At 62.8% G+C, this 12,359-nt stretch carries 16 protein-coding genes; 5 read left to right on the top strand and 11 right to left on the bottom strand.

What is annotated here, in order from left to right:
* Window positions 1-31: 31 nt before the first annotated feature.
* Window positions 32-559, top strand: coding sequence for a nitrous oxide reductase accessory protein NosL (locus MKS85_RS01950; RefSeq protein WP_047225823.1), 528 nt, complete (start codon window positions 32-34; stop codon window positions 557-559).
* A 50-nt stretch (window positions 560-609) separates the two neighbouring features.
* Here MKS85_RS01950 and MKS85_RS01945 read toward each other — a convergent pair whose 3' ends face one another.
* The 11 genes from MKS85_RS01945 to nirS all read right to left on the bottom strand — a co-directional run bounded on the left by MKS85_RS01945 (window position 610) and on the right by nirS (window position 9,699).
* Window positions 610-2,103: a nitrite reductase gene (locus MKS85_RS01945; protein ID WP_080962852.1), complete on the bottom strand. Its 1,494-nt coding sequence runs from the start codon at window positions 2,101-2,103 to the stop codon at window positions 610-612.
* Entirely contained in the window at window positions 2,100-2,930 is an 831-nt protein-coding gene (gene cobA / locus MKS85_RS01940) for a uroporphyrinogen-III C-methyltransferase (RefSeq protein ID WP_310662620.1), read from the bottom strand. Before cobA ends, MKS85_RS01945 begins: the two co-directional genes overlap by 4 nt.
* 37 nt (window positions 2,931-2,967) lie before the next feature.
* Window positions 2,968-4,164 (bottom strand): heme d1 biosynthesis radical SAM protein NirJ, encoded by a 1,197-nt coding sequence (gene nirJ / locus MKS85_RS01935; RefSeq protein ID WP_310662619.1) that lies wholly within the window; start codon window positions 4,162-4,164, stop codon window positions 2,968-2,970.
* 23 nt (window positions 4,165-4,187) lie between these two features.
* A complete protein-coding gene (locus MKS85_RS01930; protein WP_047225826.1) occupies window positions 4,188-4,790 on the bottom strand; it encodes an Lrp/AsnC family transcriptional regulator in 603 nt (200 codons plus the stop codon).
* Window positions 4,765-5,208 (bottom strand): Lrp/AsnC family transcriptional regulator, encoded by a 444-nt coding sequence (locus tag MKS85_RS01925; protein WP_047225827.1) that lies wholly within the window; start codon window positions 5,206-5,208, stop codon window positions 4,765-4,767. Before MKS85_RS01925 ends, MKS85_RS01930 begins: the two co-directional genes overlap by 26 nt.
* Window positions 5,201-5,713 (bottom strand): Lrp/AsnC family transcriptional regulator, encoded by a 513-nt coding sequence (locus MKS85_RS01920; RefSeq protein ID WP_160892317.1) that lies wholly within the window; start codon window positions 5,711-5,713, stop codon window positions 5,201-5,203. Before MKS85_RS01920 ends, MKS85_RS01925 begins: the two co-directional genes overlap by 8 nt.
* Complete coding sequence (locus MKS85_RS01915; RefSeq protein WP_160892319.1) at window positions 5,710-6,168, bottom strand: Lrp/AsnC family transcriptional regulator; 459 nt, start codon at window positions 6,166-6,168, stop codon at window positions 5,710-5,712. The genes MKS85_RS01920 and MKS85_RS01915 overlap by 4 nt, the downstream gene beginning before the upstream one ends.
* A gap of 2 nt (window positions 6,169-6,170) precedes the next feature.
* On the bottom strand, window positions 6,171-7,349 hold the full coding sequence (locus MKS85_RS01910; RefSeq protein ID WP_173406917.1) for a cytochrome D1 domain-containing protein: 1,179 nt from the start codon (window positions 7,347-7,349) through the stop codon (window positions 6,171-6,173).
* Window positions 7,346-7,675: a cytochrome c gene (locus tag MKS85_RS01905; RefSeq protein ID WP_047225831.1), complete on the bottom strand. Its 330-nt coding sequence runs from the start codon at window positions 7,673-7,675 to the stop codon at window positions 7,346-7,348. Before MKS85_RS01905 ends, MKS85_RS01910 begins: the two co-directional genes overlap by 4 nt.
* Before the next feature lie 119 nt (window positions 7,676-7,794).
* The gene (locus MKS85_RS01900; protein ID WP_047225832.1) at window positions 7,795-8,106 is read right to left on the bottom strand and encodes a c-type cytochrome; all 312 of its coding nucleotides are present in this window, start codon (window positions 8,104-8,106) and stop codon (window positions 7,795-7,797) included.
* Between the two features lie 24 nt (window positions 8,107-8,130).
* Window positions 8,131-9,699, bottom strand: a complete 1,569-nt coding sequence (gene nirS / locus MKS85_RS01895; RefSeq protein ID WP_231990623.1) for a nitrite reductase — start codon at window positions 9,697-9,699, stop codon at window positions 8,131-8,133.
* Between the two features lie 309 nt (window positions 9,700-10,008).
* Here nirS and MKS85_RS01890 point away from each other — a divergent pair, with 309 nt between their 5' ends.
* The 4 genes from MKS85_RS01890 (at window position 10,009) to MKS85_RS01875 (ending at window position 12,359) form a co-directional block, all read left to right on the top strand.
* Entirely contained in the window at window positions 10,009-10,812 is an 804-nt protein-coding gene (locus MKS85_RS01890) for a CbbQ/NirQ/NorQ/GpvN family protein (protein ID WP_076384504.1), read from the top strand.
* Entirely contained in the window at window positions 10,796-11,383 is a 588-nt protein-coding gene (locus MKS85_RS01885) for a cytochrome c oxidase subunit 3 family protein (protein ID WP_139049999.1), read from the top strand. Before MKS85_RS01890 ends, MKS85_RS01885 begins: the two co-directional genes overlap by 17 nt.
* Window positions 11,384-11,395: 12 nt before the next feature.
* The gene (locus tag MKS85_RS01880) at window positions 11,396-11,641 is read left to right on the top strand and encodes a cytochrome C oxidase subunit IV family protein (protein WP_047225836.1); all 246 of its coding nucleotides are present in this window, start codon (window positions 11,396-11,398) and stop codon (window positions 11,639-11,641) included.
* Between the two features lie 277 nt (window positions 11,642-11,918).
* Window positions 11,919-12,359 (top strand): cytochrome c, encoded by a 441-nt coding sequence (locus MKS85_RS01875; protein ID WP_047225837.1) that lies wholly within the window; start codon window positions 11,919-11,921, stop codon window positions 12,357-12,359.

The raw sequence follows: 12,359 nt of genomic DNA, 5'->3' as shown, positions 1-12,359 counted from the left end.
TTTCTGATCTTGATAGAGGGAGCATGTAACGATGAACAGGGTGTATTCGAGGACAGGCCGAGTTCTCGCAGGAGTGTTGGTGTGCCTGGTGCTGGTGGCATGCGGCAAGCCTGAGTCGACACCGGCCTCAAAGGCGGCGCTGGCGTTCCATCCCAGTGACGAGTGCCATGTCTGCGGCATGGTCATCACGGATTTTCCCGGACCCAAGGGCGCCGCAGCGACCGCCAGCGGCGTGAAAAAATTCTGCTCGCCGGCCGAGATGCTCAGCTGGTGGCTGCAGCCGGAGAACCATCGGGCCGACGTCCAGTTGTACGTCCACGACATGGGGCGCAGCCACTGGAACACCCCGGATGATGAGCACCTGATCGATGCCCGGACCGCCTATTTCGTCGTCGGCTCCAAGCTCAAGGGCGCCATGGGCGTCGTCCTGGCCACGTTCGCCGACGCCCAGGCGGCGGAAAAACTCGCCCGCGAGACCGGCGGCCAGGTGCTGCGTCTGCAAGACATCGACCAGAAGCTGCTGGGACAGGCCACCGCTATGTCGCCGATGAATCATTGAACGAGCAACCTGCTCCCGCTGAGGTGAGCAGGTTTGCCCTGATCGCCCGTTCAGTGAGACGTACCTTCGGCAAATTCGATCTTGTTGCCCACGTTGTATTTGCCTGAAGGTTTGTTCATGGGCAGGCGCTTGATTTCCTTGAGGGTGTGGCTGTCGTAGACGATCAGCGCGCCGTCGGTGTCCCAGATGCTCAACAGCAGGTAGCGGCCGTCGTGGGTAAATTCGACGTGGGCGGCGGTTTTGCCGGGCATGGGGCGCAAGGTGTGGGCGATTTCCAGGGTCTGTTTGTCGATCAGGTGGATGGCATCGTTGCCGGCGGCGAAGAACACGTCGGTCCAGGCATAGCGGGAGTTGGCATGGCTGCGCAGGAAGAAACCCGGCCCGAGGGTAGGGATCTGCCTGATGACTTTCCAGGTGTTGATGTCGATCACCGACACCAGTCCTTTGCTGATGTTGGGGGTCGCGAACACCCAGCGGCCATCGCGCTTCCAATAGGTGCCCGAGCCCAGGTGCGGCATGCCCGGCAAGCTGATGTCGCTGACCACCTGGCCACTGTCAAGGTCGATCACCTGTCCACCCTGGGCCTTGCGCGAGGTGGCGAGCAACTGGCGATAGTCGGGTGAGAAGGAAAAGTCATCCAGATGATCCTGGACCTCGATGCGCCTGGGCACGAAGTCCGGGTTCGGACCGGTGGGCAGTTCCCAAACCTCGTTCACATCCTTCAGTGCGACGATGAAGCTGTTGCGCGGCGCAGCGGTATAGACCGCGCTGACCCGCGAAGCTTGGCCATCCCTGCCCAGCGTCGCGATCGTCTTGACCAGGGACAAGTCCCGGGCATCCAGCACCGCCAGGTTGCCGGGCAGCGAGTTGCCCACCAGCACCCAGCGACCGTCCTTGCTCACCGCCAGGTTACGAGTATTGAGCCCGGCCCGAACTTCGGCGATCAGCTTGAGGTTGTGCAGGTCATACAGACTGATCCAGCCATCGCGCGACGCCAGATAGACAAAACGCCCGTCCGGGGAAAACTTCGGTCCGCCATGCACTGCAAAGTGCGAGGCAAAGCGCGCGAGCACCTCGAACCGATCCCCGTCGACCACCGCGACGTGATGATTGCCGGCTTCCACCACTACGAACAGGTTCAGCGGGTCGGCCCGGTGTTGCGGCTGGTCGGGCAATGTGGCGACGTCCACCAACACCCGATGACTTTGGCGAATATCCTCTTCATTCCAGTTGGGCGCGACGCTGGGCGGGCGCTGGAGATAAAGCGCCAGGGCGTCGATTTGTGCAGGCTCCAGCAGCGCACCGAAGGCCGCCATCTGACTGGCGGGGCGGCCATTCTCGATCACCTGGCGGATTTCGCTGGGCTTGATCCGGCCCAGGCTCTGGGGCAGTAACGCCGGCCCGGCGCCGCCGATGCGGTTCACGCCGTGACATTGTTGGCAGAGCTGCTGGTAATTGCGCTCGGCCTGTTCCAGGTCGGCGCCGGTGGTAACGGCGCCATGGCTCGTACCGATCCACAGCATCGCAAGCCCGATGCGCTTCATAGCGCCACCTTCAAAGGCTGGGGTTTGGGATGAACGCGCGCCGGATGCTGCATCGGCTGCTGGGCAAACAAGCCGACCACCTTACCGATCACCGTCAATGTCGGCAGCCCTTCAACGCAATCTTTTGCCATGGCCGGCAGTTGTTGCAGGGTGCCACGTAGCACTTGCTGGTCGGGACGAGTGCCGTTGCTGATCAATGCCGCCGGAGTCTCGGCGGCCAGGCCTGCGGCCATCAACCGTGCGGCAATGCTGCCCAGGTTCGACAAGCCCATGTAGAACACCAGGGTCTGGCTGTCATCCGCCAGGCTTTGCCACGGCAGGTTCAAATCGCCTTCGCGCTGTAAGTGGCCGGTGATGAAACGGCAGGAATTGACCAGGTCGCGATGGGTCAGCGGAATGCCGGCGTAGGCGCTGCAACCGGATGCGGCAGTGATACCGGGCACCACCTGACAATCGATACCACGGGCCAGCAAGTATTCCAGCTCTTCGGCACCGCGACCGAAGATGAACGGGTCGCCGCCCTTGAGCCGGACCACCCGCTGGCCCTGATCTGCGAGGTCGGCCAGCAATTGGTTGATCTGGGCCTGGGGCAGGCTGTGGCAGCCGGCGGCCTTGCCGACGTAATGCCGGGCACACGTCAGCGGGATCAGGCCCAGCAATTGCGCACTGATCAGGCGGTCATAGACCACTGCGTCGGCCTGCATCAACAGGCTCCAGGCGCGTAACGTCAGCAAACCAGGGTCACCGGGACCGGCGCCGATCAACGCGACTTCCCCCGGTCTGAAGGACGATTGCAGGGCAGCGGGCAGAACGATAGAGGCAGACATGGGACTTCCTTGGTTCATCATCAGGTTCGCCGTCGGGTTATCGGGCGCAGGGCAATGCAACGCTGGGAATCAAAGTGCTGGGGAGCGTGTGCAAGCCGATTTCGTCATCGCTGAGGTGGCAGCCGGGGTCCTGGCCCCACAGGTCGCCGTCGGCCCAGGCGCGTGTGCGGGTGTTGCCATTGCAGATGGCCAGCCAACGACACTGTCCGCAGCGGCCACCCACGGTGCGCGGATGCTCGCGCAGTTTTTGCAGCAGAGCGTCGGGACGTTCCAGCCAGAGTGTGCGAAAGGGCGTCCGGCGCACGTTACCCACCGAGTGCTGCCACCAGTAAGTGTCGGGGTGTACCTCACCGGTGTTGTCGATATTGGCAATGCCGCTGCCCGAGGCGTTACCGCCCCAAGCCTTGAGCATGCGTTCCAGTTCGGCGTAGTGATGGGGCAGGCGTGAGGCTACCCATTGCAGCAACAGCACCGCATCGGCGTCGTTGTTGCCGCTGACGAAGTCCGTGTCGCGTCCGTGCAGGATGTCGCTCCAGGCCCGCTCGAAGATCAGGAGCATGGCCTCGCGGCTCATCTGTTGCCGGGCGTCGAGCTGACGACTGCGCTTGCCGCGACCGCTGTAGTTGAGGTGCGACAGGTAGAATTTCTGCACGTCGTATTCGCTCATCAGATCCAGCAGTCGCGGTAGCTGGGTGTGGTTCTGCTGGGTCAGGGTGGTGCGCAACCCGACCCGAATCCCGCGTTCGCGACACAACCTGATGGCCGCCATGGAACTGGCGAAACTGCCTTTGAGCTGGCGGAAGGCGTCGTGCGTCGCTTCCAGGCCATCGATGCTGATGCCCACATAATCGAAGTTCGCCGCCTCGATCTGCTCGATGTTGCTCGGGTCGATCAGCGTACCGTTGGTGGAAAGCACCAGGAAGAATCCCTTGCGCCGGGCATAGGCACTGAGCTGGAACAGATCCTCGCGCAGCAGCGGCTCGCCGCCGGACAGGATCAATACCCGTACGCCCGCGTCATGCAGGTCGTCGATGACCTTGAGCGCCGCGGCCGTGTCCAGCTCATCACGAAACACGCTGTCGGCCGAGGTGGCGTAGCAGTGTTTGCAAGTCAGGTTGCAGCGCCTGAGCAGATTCCAGATCACCACCGGCGCTCGTGTACTGCCCGGTGGTGCAACACGCGGCGCGGGACATTGACCGGCCAGGGCACGCAGGTAATGGCTGATCCTCAACATAAGTCACTCCTTCCTTGTGGGGGCTAGGTTTGCCCGCCCTGAAGCCGATGCGGTCCCTCAGAAACCGAGGCGGCTGTTTCGCGAGCAAGCTTTGCTCCCACCGGCGACAGGCGCAGGCCGGTTTTTTTCAGGATGCGGCTGCTCACCAGCATGTCGTCGGCGCTACAGGCCTCACCCAGCAGATAGCGCAGGTGCTCGCGATAGCTGTCGATTTCCTCGCGACTGCGGCCATGGACCATGGCAAACAGGTTGTAGCGCCAACCGGCCCGGCGCGGGCGGCGGTAGCAGTGGCTGACAAAAGGCTGCGCACCCAGCAGCGCGCCCAGGCGCGGCACATCGGCGTCGGCGACATCCCAGACAGTCATGCCGTTGTGGCGATAACCCAGGCGATAGTGATTGGGCACCGCGGCGATGCGGCGGATCGCGCCTTCGGCCTGCAAACGCTTGAGCAGGTCGAGGGTCGATTCCACGCTCAGCCCCAGTTGCTCGGCCAGCCAGGCCCAGGGATCTTCGAGCAAGGGCAGGCCGTCCTGGGTCAGTTCCACCAGCCGCAGGGCCAGTGGCGTTTCATCCAGGCGAGGCAGCGTCTGCGGCAACGGCTCAGACCGGGAAATACAGGCCGACATGGTAAGTCTCCTCCTTGGGCAGGTTCAGCGGCTCCAGGCCGGTCAGGCGTTCGATACGCAACAAGGTGTCGCTGATCGCCTGTTCACTGGGGCAGGCAAGCACGAACCACATGTTCCAGGCGTGCTCGCGACGGTAGTTGTGGGCCACTTCTGGCATGGCCGCGAGCAGCTCGGCGATGGTGTCGAAACGCGGTTCGGGCACCGCCAGCGCCGCCAGGGTGAACGCGCCGCCCAGGCGGTCGATGTCGAACATCGGGCCGAAGCGGGTAAGCACGCCGTCGTTGAGCAACTCGTGCAGCCGGTCGAGCAGTTCGGTACTGCTGCTGTCCAGTTCATCAGCCAAGGCTTGCCAGGGCTGGCGTACCAGCGGCAAACCCAGTTGCAGACGATTGATCAGGCGTCGGTCCAGGTCATCCATCGATCGCCACTCCGGCCGGTATTGCGTAGCGTCCGCCACACTGCTTGAACAGGTGGGTGCTGAACAGCAACTGGTGCGGCAGATCACTCAACCAGTGCTCCTCCAACAGTGCCTGGACCTGGGCCTCGACACGGTCGCGCTGGCGACCGTGGATCATGCAGAACAGGTTGTATTGCCACTGGGGCAAGCGTCGTGGTCGTTGATAGCAAAGGCTGATGCCCGGCGCCTGGCCAAGGCGGCGACCGACTTCATCGACCAATGCATCTGGCACGTCCAGCACCAGCATGGCGTTGGCGGCAAAGCCCAATGCGCGGTGATTGACCACCAGGCCGACGCGGCGGAACAGACCCTGTTCCTGCCAGTGCCGCACCTGGTCGAGAACCTGTTGTTCACTGGCGTCGACCTGCTCGGCCAGGGCCTGGAAGGGCCGTGATGTCAGGGGCAGACCGGTCTCCAGCAGACGGCGCAGTTGCAGTGACTGTTGCTCACTCAGGGTCGTGTTCATGGGATAGCCTCCAGGGCAAAGCCCAGGTCGATGCGGAAAGCGGTCAGCATGGGCAGGTCCAGCGGCGTGAGGCCGGTGTCGTTTTCCAGTTCCTGGAGAATGTTGTCCAGGTGGGCACGATCAGGCCCGGTCAGCACAAACCACAGGTTGTAGCGATGCTCCCGTGCGTAGTTGTGATTGACTTCCGGGTACTGACTGACGCGCGCTGCGACCTGGTGCAGTCGGTCCACGGGCACCGCCAGGGCGGCGAGGGTGCTGGCCCCGGCTCGGCTGTGTTCGAACACCGGGCCGACCCGTGACAGGGTGCCCGCCAGTTGCAGGTGCTGCAGACAATCGAGCACCTGGGCTTCGCTGCAACCCAGGGCATCGGCCATTGCCCGATAGGGTTCGGCGCACAACGGCAGACCATGCTGGAACTGATCGATCAGGCGGCGGGCGAGTGGGCTTGGTGTCATGGTCAGTACCCCGGTTTGTGCGCACGGCTGCTGAAGAAGATGCCGCTGGGGCTCAGGGCAGGCAGGCTGCTCAGGCGTTCGAGCCGATACGGATCCCAGACCTGCACCTCACCGCCATCGCGAGCGGACAGCCACAGCTGGTCGCCCCGAGCGGTGAATTCCATGTGCAGCACCCCAGGCCCTGGTCGCAGGTCGGCGATGATGGCGTGAGTCTGGGTGTCGATGACCTGCACCCGGTCATTGTCCGGGTAGGCGAAGTTGACCCACAGCTGTCGGCCATCGGGACGGGCGGTGACAAACACCGGTTGGCCGGCCACGGCGACGGCGTCGACCGGTTGCCAGGAGCGGGCGTCCAGCACCAGCACCTGATGATGGCCAACGGCGGGCACAAAGGCCTGTTGATCGGCCAGGGCCCAGCCTTCCAGGTGGGGCATCTTGTATACCGGGAGCCGCGCCTCGCCGCGCCCGTACTGGTCCAGCACCCGTTTCACGCCGCGCTCCGGGTGCCAGAGGTCAAGTTGCGCCATGCCGTCCTCACCAAACAGTCCGGCCATGTAATAACGCCCGTCCGGCGTAATCAGTGCGTCATAGGGTTGCCGGCCGATGGCGGTGAAGCGTTCGATGCGTGGTGTCTGGCCCTGGCTGAAGTCGGCGGTCCAGATTTCGCCGGTGTCGAACAGGCTGAATACGAAGCGCTGCCCCGGCGCGTCCACCAGGCCGACCACCCGCGAACGTTTTTGGCCGTCGGGCAATGGTGTGGCTGGAATGTCCGCGACCGGTTCCAGTGTCTGCGCGTCGAATACCTTGACGCCGCCGGGCTCGTAGTTGGAGACGGCGATCAGCTTGCCGTCCTGGCTGATCGCGCCGCCGATGCTGTTGCCGCCCTGAATGATGCGACGGTCGATGCGTGCGCTCAGCAAGTCGACCTTGCTTAAGCCGCCATCGCGGCCAAATACATAGGCATAACGCTGGTCGCGGGAAAACACCACCGAGGCGTGCGACAGATCCCCCAGCCCTTCGACGCGGGCGAGGGCGGTGCGGGTGGCGCTTTCGATGATTTGCAGGCTGCCGGTGGCGCGCTCCACCACCACGCCCAAGTCGCCGGTGCCGCGCAGCGGTGGCTGGGCACAAGCCGAGAGCAACAGCACGCAGGCGGTGAGAGACAGCAGAGATCGGATCATGGGGCGGGAGTTCCTTGAAGGAGCCGGTCCACCAACCAGCGAATATCGTCGGGACCGAGCAATGGCTCCCAACCGGGCATGGCGCTGCCGGGCCGTCCCTGGGTGACGGTGGCGATGAGGCTGTCGCGGTTTTTTCCGGCCAGGGCATCACGGGTCAGAGGTGGGCCGAGGCCTCCGGTCAGGTGCAGGCCGTGGCAGGCGCCGCAGTCCTGGACCAGCAGGTGTTGCAGTTGGGCCTGGCGCTGGTGGTCGGGAGCGGCCAGCACCGGGGTACAGAAGACGAAGAGGAGGGTGGTCATCCGGGTTGCATAGCGGTGTCGGTCCATGACGTACTCCTGTTTGAGAAATAAAGCCGAGAGCGGCCCCTGTGGTGGGGGATTTATTTGGGAGCAAGCCTTGCTCCCCCATAAATCCCCTCGCCACAGGGAGATGCTCTTAATCAACGTTACTTAAGGGTCAAGACCCACGCCGCGAGGATCTTGGCTTCTTCATCGGTCACCGGATTGGCTGGCATCGGCATTGGTCCCCAGTTTCCTTGCGTGCCTTCCTTGATGTGCTTGGCCAACAGCTCTTGTGCTCCGGCGACGCCGGCATTTTTTGCCGCCACCTCCTTGAGCGCCGGCCCTACCAACTTGGTGTCAATGGAGTGGCAGGCGCCACAGGGTTTGCTCTTGAACAGTGTCGGGCCGTCCTGGGCCAGCGCCGGTTGCAGGCTGAATGCGGCACTCAAGGTCAGGGCAAGCAGAATAGGCTTCATGGTTTTTCCTCTTATTGATGGGGCTCAATAGATGTCGTGTTGGGTGTTGTAAACGTTGAATTTTCCGGTAGGGGTGATCAGGCGTTTGTCCTTGATCACGCTCTTGAGCTTGAGGGTCTTGTCATCGATCACCACCAGCGCCGACTCGTCTTCCTGACCGCTCCAGACCGAGAACCAGACTTCATCGCCGGCCTTGTTGTATTCCGGTTGCACCACGCGCATCGCACCTTTCTTGATACCGGCGTACTCGGCAATCGGCAGCACTGTGTAGCCGGCGTCGAGCTTGTCGATGTCGAACACCGCCACCGATTGGCTGAGCTTGGTGTCGGGGCTGAGGGTGGTGTCGACGTACAGGTGACGGGACTTGGGGTGGGTCTTGATGAACAGCGAACCGCCACCCTGGCCCTGGAGCGAGTCCACCTGTTTCCAGGCATATTGCGGATGCTTGACCGGGTCGGTGCCGATCAGTGAGACGCCGGCATCACCCAGGTGACTGGTAGCCCAGACCGGGCCGTAGAGCGGATGGTTGAAGTTGGCGCCGCGTCCCGGGTGCGGGGTTTTACCGACATCCACCAGGGCGGTGAGCTTGCGCTCCTTGGAGTCGATGACTGCCACCTGGTTGGAGTTGTTCGCCGCCGTCATGAAATAGCGATGGCTGCTGTCCCAGCCACCGTCATGCAGGAACGGTGCGGCGTCGATGCTGGTGATGGTGAGGTTCTTGATGTCCTGGTAGTTGACCAGCATCACCTTGCCGGTTTCCTTGACGTTGACGATGAACTCCGGCCACTCATGTGACGCGATGATCGCCGCCACCCGCGGCTCGGGGTGATATTGCTGGGTATCGACGGTCATGCCGCGTGTCGAGACGATCTGTCTGGGCTCCAGGGTTTCGCCGTCCATGATGGTGAACTGCGGCGGCCAATACGAGCCGGCAATGGTGTACTTGTCTTCGTAGCCCTTGAACTTGGAGGTTTCCACCGAGCGGGCCTCGATCCCGACTTTGATCTCGGCCACCTTGGTCGGCTCTTGCGGCCACAGGTCGATCATGTCGATCTTGGCGTCCCGGCCGATCACCAGCAGGTAACGCCCGGACGCCGAGATACGCGAAATGTGCACCGCGTAACCGGTGTCGATCAGCTTGACGATCTTTTTGCTGTCGCCGTCGACCAGGGCAATCTTGCCGTCATCGCGCAGGGTGACTGAAAACAGGTTTTGCAGGTTGAGTGAATTGAGTTGCCGGGTGGGCCGGTCTTCAGGTTTGACCAGCACCTTCCAGGTCTTGAGGGTTTCGGCCATGCCCCATTCCGGTGGGGTAGGCGGGGTGTGTTGGATGAACTTGGCCATTACCGTGATCTGGTCTTTGGTCAGGGCGTTGGAGGTGCCCCAGTTGGGCATGCCGGCGGCTGAACCGTAGGTAATCAGCGCCTCCAGGTAGGCCTGGCCGCGGCCCTGAGTGATGTCGGGTGTCAGCGGTTTACCGGTGGCGCCCTTGCGCAGCACACCATGGCAGCCGGCGCAGCGCTGGAAGTAGATTTGCTTGGCCGCGTCGAAGTCGGCCTGGCTCAGATCCGGCGCGCCTTCGGTCTTGACCATGCGGGCGTCTTGCGGCGCAGCGGGTGGGTTGGCGAAGGCATTGAGTGCAGCCAGCGCCGTACACAGCGCCCCGACCCCCATGACCCACGATTTTTTGTGGCTGATCAGCATTCCATTTCTCCTCAGGCATGACCCGCGCGGCCCTGCAATTGACGTTCGGCGCGCAGATTCTTGGTGCGCTGCAAGGCTATGCCCAGGCCGGTGGTTACCCGCTTGACGGCGATCAAGTTTGCCGGCCACAGCCCTTGCCAGGTTGTCGCAGGGGCCCGTAGCGTGGCTGGCAATCGTGTTATCTGATCAGGTCATGCCATGAACGCTATCCACACCCTTGAACACCCGGCCGAACCTTTCTACCAACCCCAGGACAACGAGCTGGCGTTGTTCGAACAGGCCTGGCGGCACGGCATGCCGGTGCTGGTCAAAGGCCCCACCGGTTGCGGCAAGACCCGTTTTGTCCAGCACATGGCTCACCGTCTGAAATTGCCGCTGTACACCGTGGCCTGCCACGATGACCTGAGCGCAGCCGACTTGGTGGGTCGTCACCTGATCGGCGCCCAGGGCACCTGGTGGCAGGATGGGCCTCTGACCCGAGCGGTGCGCGAGGGGGGCATCTGTTATCTGGACGAGGTGGTGGAGGCACGCCAGGACACCGCAGTGGTGTTGCACCCCTTGGCCGATGATCGCCGACAGCTGTATCTGGAACGCACCGGCGAGGTTCTCCAGGCACCGCCGTCGTTCATGCTGGTGGTGTCGTACAACCCCGGTTACCAGAACTTGCTCAAGGGCATGAAACCCAGCACCCGCCAGCGTTTCGTGGCGATGCGCTTTGGCTATCCTACGGTTGCCGATGAAGAGCGCATCGTTGCCCGCGAGGCCGGGGTGGATATGGCTTTGGCGGCCCAGGTGGTGCGGTTGGGGCAGGCGCTGCGTCGGCTCGATCAGCATGATCTGGAGGAGGTGGCCTCCACGCGTCTGCTGATTTTCGCCGCGCGCATGATCGGAGCCGGCATGGACCCGCGCCAAGCCTGTCTGGCCTGTCTGGCCGAGCCGTTGAGCGACGATCCGCAAACCGTTGCCGCATTGATGGATGTGGTCGATGTCCACTTCGGCTGAAGCCGCTGCGCTGTCCACCCGGCGTTTGCCAGGGGATCTGGCAATGTGGTTTTTCATCCTCGCCGAACTGACGGTGTTTGCCTTGCTGATCCTGGCATTCGCCGTCGCCCAGGCATTGAACCCGCCGTTGTTCAGCGAAGGCCGGCAGTTGCTGGATCGCTCCACCGGCCTGGCGATGACCCTCAGCCTGCTGAGCGCCGGGTTGTTCGCAGCCTTGGCCCAGGAGCAAGTCCGACAGGACCGGCCACGCCAGGCGGCGCTGCTGTTTTGGCTGGCCTTGTTGGTTGCCGGCGGCTACGTGGCGCTCAAGCTCATCGAGTACGCCCACTTGTTGGCCAACGGTCTCGGCCTGGAGCACAACACCTTCTTCACCTTGTACTGGATCCTCACGGCGTTTCACTTTCTCCATGTGTTGCTGGGCATGGTGATCCTTGCCTGGCTGGCCGAGGGTTGCCGGCGGCGGCGTTACGGGGCGCAGCAGTGCAGCGGGCTGGAATCCGGCGTGCTGTATTGGCACATGGTGGACCTGGTCTGGGTGTTGCTGTTTCCGGTTGTCTACATTCTCGGTTGAGCGGAGGTGCTCATGTCGGTTTCCCGTGTCTTGATCGTCTGCTGGATGACACTGGCCGTGCTGAGCATCGGCACCGTTGCCCTGGGCCAGGTCGCTGCCACCGGGCTGGTGTCCATCGCCATCCTCGCGGTGGCGGTGACCAAGGCCTGGTTGATCGCCGACGGCTTCATGGAGTTGCGCCATGCGCCGCGATTGTGGCGCTGGCTGGTGTTGAGCTGGGCGGCGCTGCTCGCGATTGTGATCTCGTTCGCGCTCTGAATCCCGACGTACTCCCTGTGGCGAGGGAGCTTGCTCCCGCTGGGCTGCGCAGCAGCCCCTACAGCAACAACTCAATCCATCTGACACTCCGCGTCAGCAGGTTTTAGGGTCGCTTCGCAACCCAGCGGGAGCAAGCTCCCTCGCCACAACAGCTCATCTGCCTTCCTGGCTGTGCTGGAACAACCCACTAAAACCATCGGAGATTCTTGATCGCCATCAAGCGGGTTCTGGACCCTCGCTTCCTAGAATGGACACGCCAAGCAATGAGGAAGTGACCATGTCAGATACCTTTACCAAAGGCATGGCCAGGAATATTTATTTCGGGGGAAGCGTGTTCTTTTTCCTGATATTCCTGGCCCTGACCTACCACTCGGAACAGACCTTTCCAGAGCGCAGCAACCAGGCGCAATTGAGCGAATCGGTGATACGCGGCAAGGGCGTCTGGGAGCGCAACAACTGTATCGGCTGCCATACGCTGCTGGGCGAGGGCGCGTATTTCGCGCCGGAGCTGGGCAATGTGGTCAACCGGCGCGGTGGCGAGGAAGCCTTCACGCCGTTCCTGCAGGCCTGGATGAAAATGCAGCCGCTGAACGTTCCCGGCCGTCGCGCCATGCCGCAGTTCAACCTCAGCGAACAGGAAGTCGACGACATCGCCGAGTTCCTCAAGTGGAGTTCGAAAATCAATACCAATGGCTGGCCGCCAAACAAGGAGGGCTGA

The organism is Pseudomonas sp. JL2, from assembly GCF_031570495.1.
Classification (GTDB): domain Bacteria; phylum Pseudomonadota; class Gammaproteobacteria; order Pseudomonadales; family Pseudomonadaceae; genus Aquipseudomonas; species Aquipseudomonas rhizophila.
This window is presented reverse-complemented; position numbering and strand designations above follow the sequence as displayed.

What these genes read in the sequence shown, in the direction of transcription:
- MKS85_RS01950 (WP_047225823.1), top strand. Translation starts at nt 32, where the DNA reads ATGAACAGGGTGTATTCGAGGACAGGCCGAGTTCTCGCAGGAGTGTTG.
- MKS85_RS01945 (WP_080962852.1), bottom strand. Translation starts at nt 2,103, where the DNA reads ATGAAGCGCATCGGGCTTGCGATGCTGTGGATCGGTACGAGCCATGGC.
- cobA (WP_310662620.1), bottom strand. Translation starts at nt 2,930, where the DNA reads ATGTCTGCCTCTATCGTTCTGCCCGCTGCCCTGCAATCGTCCTTCAGA.
- nirJ (WP_310662619.1), bottom strand. Translation starts at nt 4,164, where the DNA reads ATGTTGAGGATCAGCCATTACCTGCGTGCCCTGGCCGGTCAATGTCCC.
- MKS85_RS01930 (WP_047225826.1), bottom strand. Translation starts at nt 4,790, where the DNA reads ATGTCGGCCTGTATTTCCCGGTCTGAGCCGTTGCCGCAGACGCTGCCT.
- MKS85_RS01925 (WP_047225827.1), bottom strand. Translation starts at nt 5,208, where the DNA reads ATGGATGACCTGGACCGACGCCTGATCAATCGTCTGCAACTGGGTTTG.
- MKS85_RS01920 (WP_160892317.1), bottom strand. Translation starts at nt 5,713, where the DNA reads ATGAACACGACCCTGAGTGAGCAACAGTCACTGCAACTGCGCCGTCTG.
- MKS85_RS01915 (WP_160892319.1), bottom strand. Translation starts at nt 6,168, where the DNA reads ATGACACCAAGCCCACTCGCCCGCCGCCTGATCGATCAGTTCCAGCAT.
- MKS85_RS01910 (WP_173406917.1), bottom strand. Translation starts at nt 7,349, where the DNA reads ATGATCCGATCTCTGCTGTCTCTCACCGCCTGCGTGCTGTTGCTCTCG.
- MKS85_RS01905 (WP_047225831.1), bottom strand. Translation starts at nt 7,675, where the DNA reads ATGGACCGACACCGCTATGCAACCCGGATGACCACCCTCCTCTTCGTC.
- MKS85_RS01900 (WP_047225832.1), bottom strand. Translation starts at nt 8,106, where the DNA reads ATGAAGCCTATTCTGCTTGCCCTGACCTTGAGTGCCGCATTCAGCCTG.
- nirS (WP_231990623.1), bottom strand. Translation starts at nt 9,699, where the DNA reads ATGGTCAAGACCGAAGGCGCGCCGGATCTGAGCCAGGCCGACTTCGAC.
- MKS85_RS01890 (WP_076384504.1), top strand. Translation starts at nt 10,009, where the DNA reads ATGAACGCTATCCACACCCTTGAACACCCGGCCGAACCTTTCTACCAA.
- MKS85_RS01885 (WP_139049999.1), top strand. Translation starts at nt 10,796, where the DNA reads ATGTCCACTTCGGCTGAAGCCGCTGCGCTGTCCACCCGGCGTTTGCCA.
- MKS85_RS01880 (WP_047225836.1), top strand. Translation starts at nt 11,396, where the DNA reads ATGTCGGTTTCCCGTGTCTTGATCGTCTGCTGGATGACACTGGCCGTG.
- MKS85_RS01875 (WP_047225837.1), top strand. Translation starts at nt 11,919, where the DNA reads ATGTCAGATACCTTTACCAAAGGCATGGCCAGGAATATTTATTTCGGG.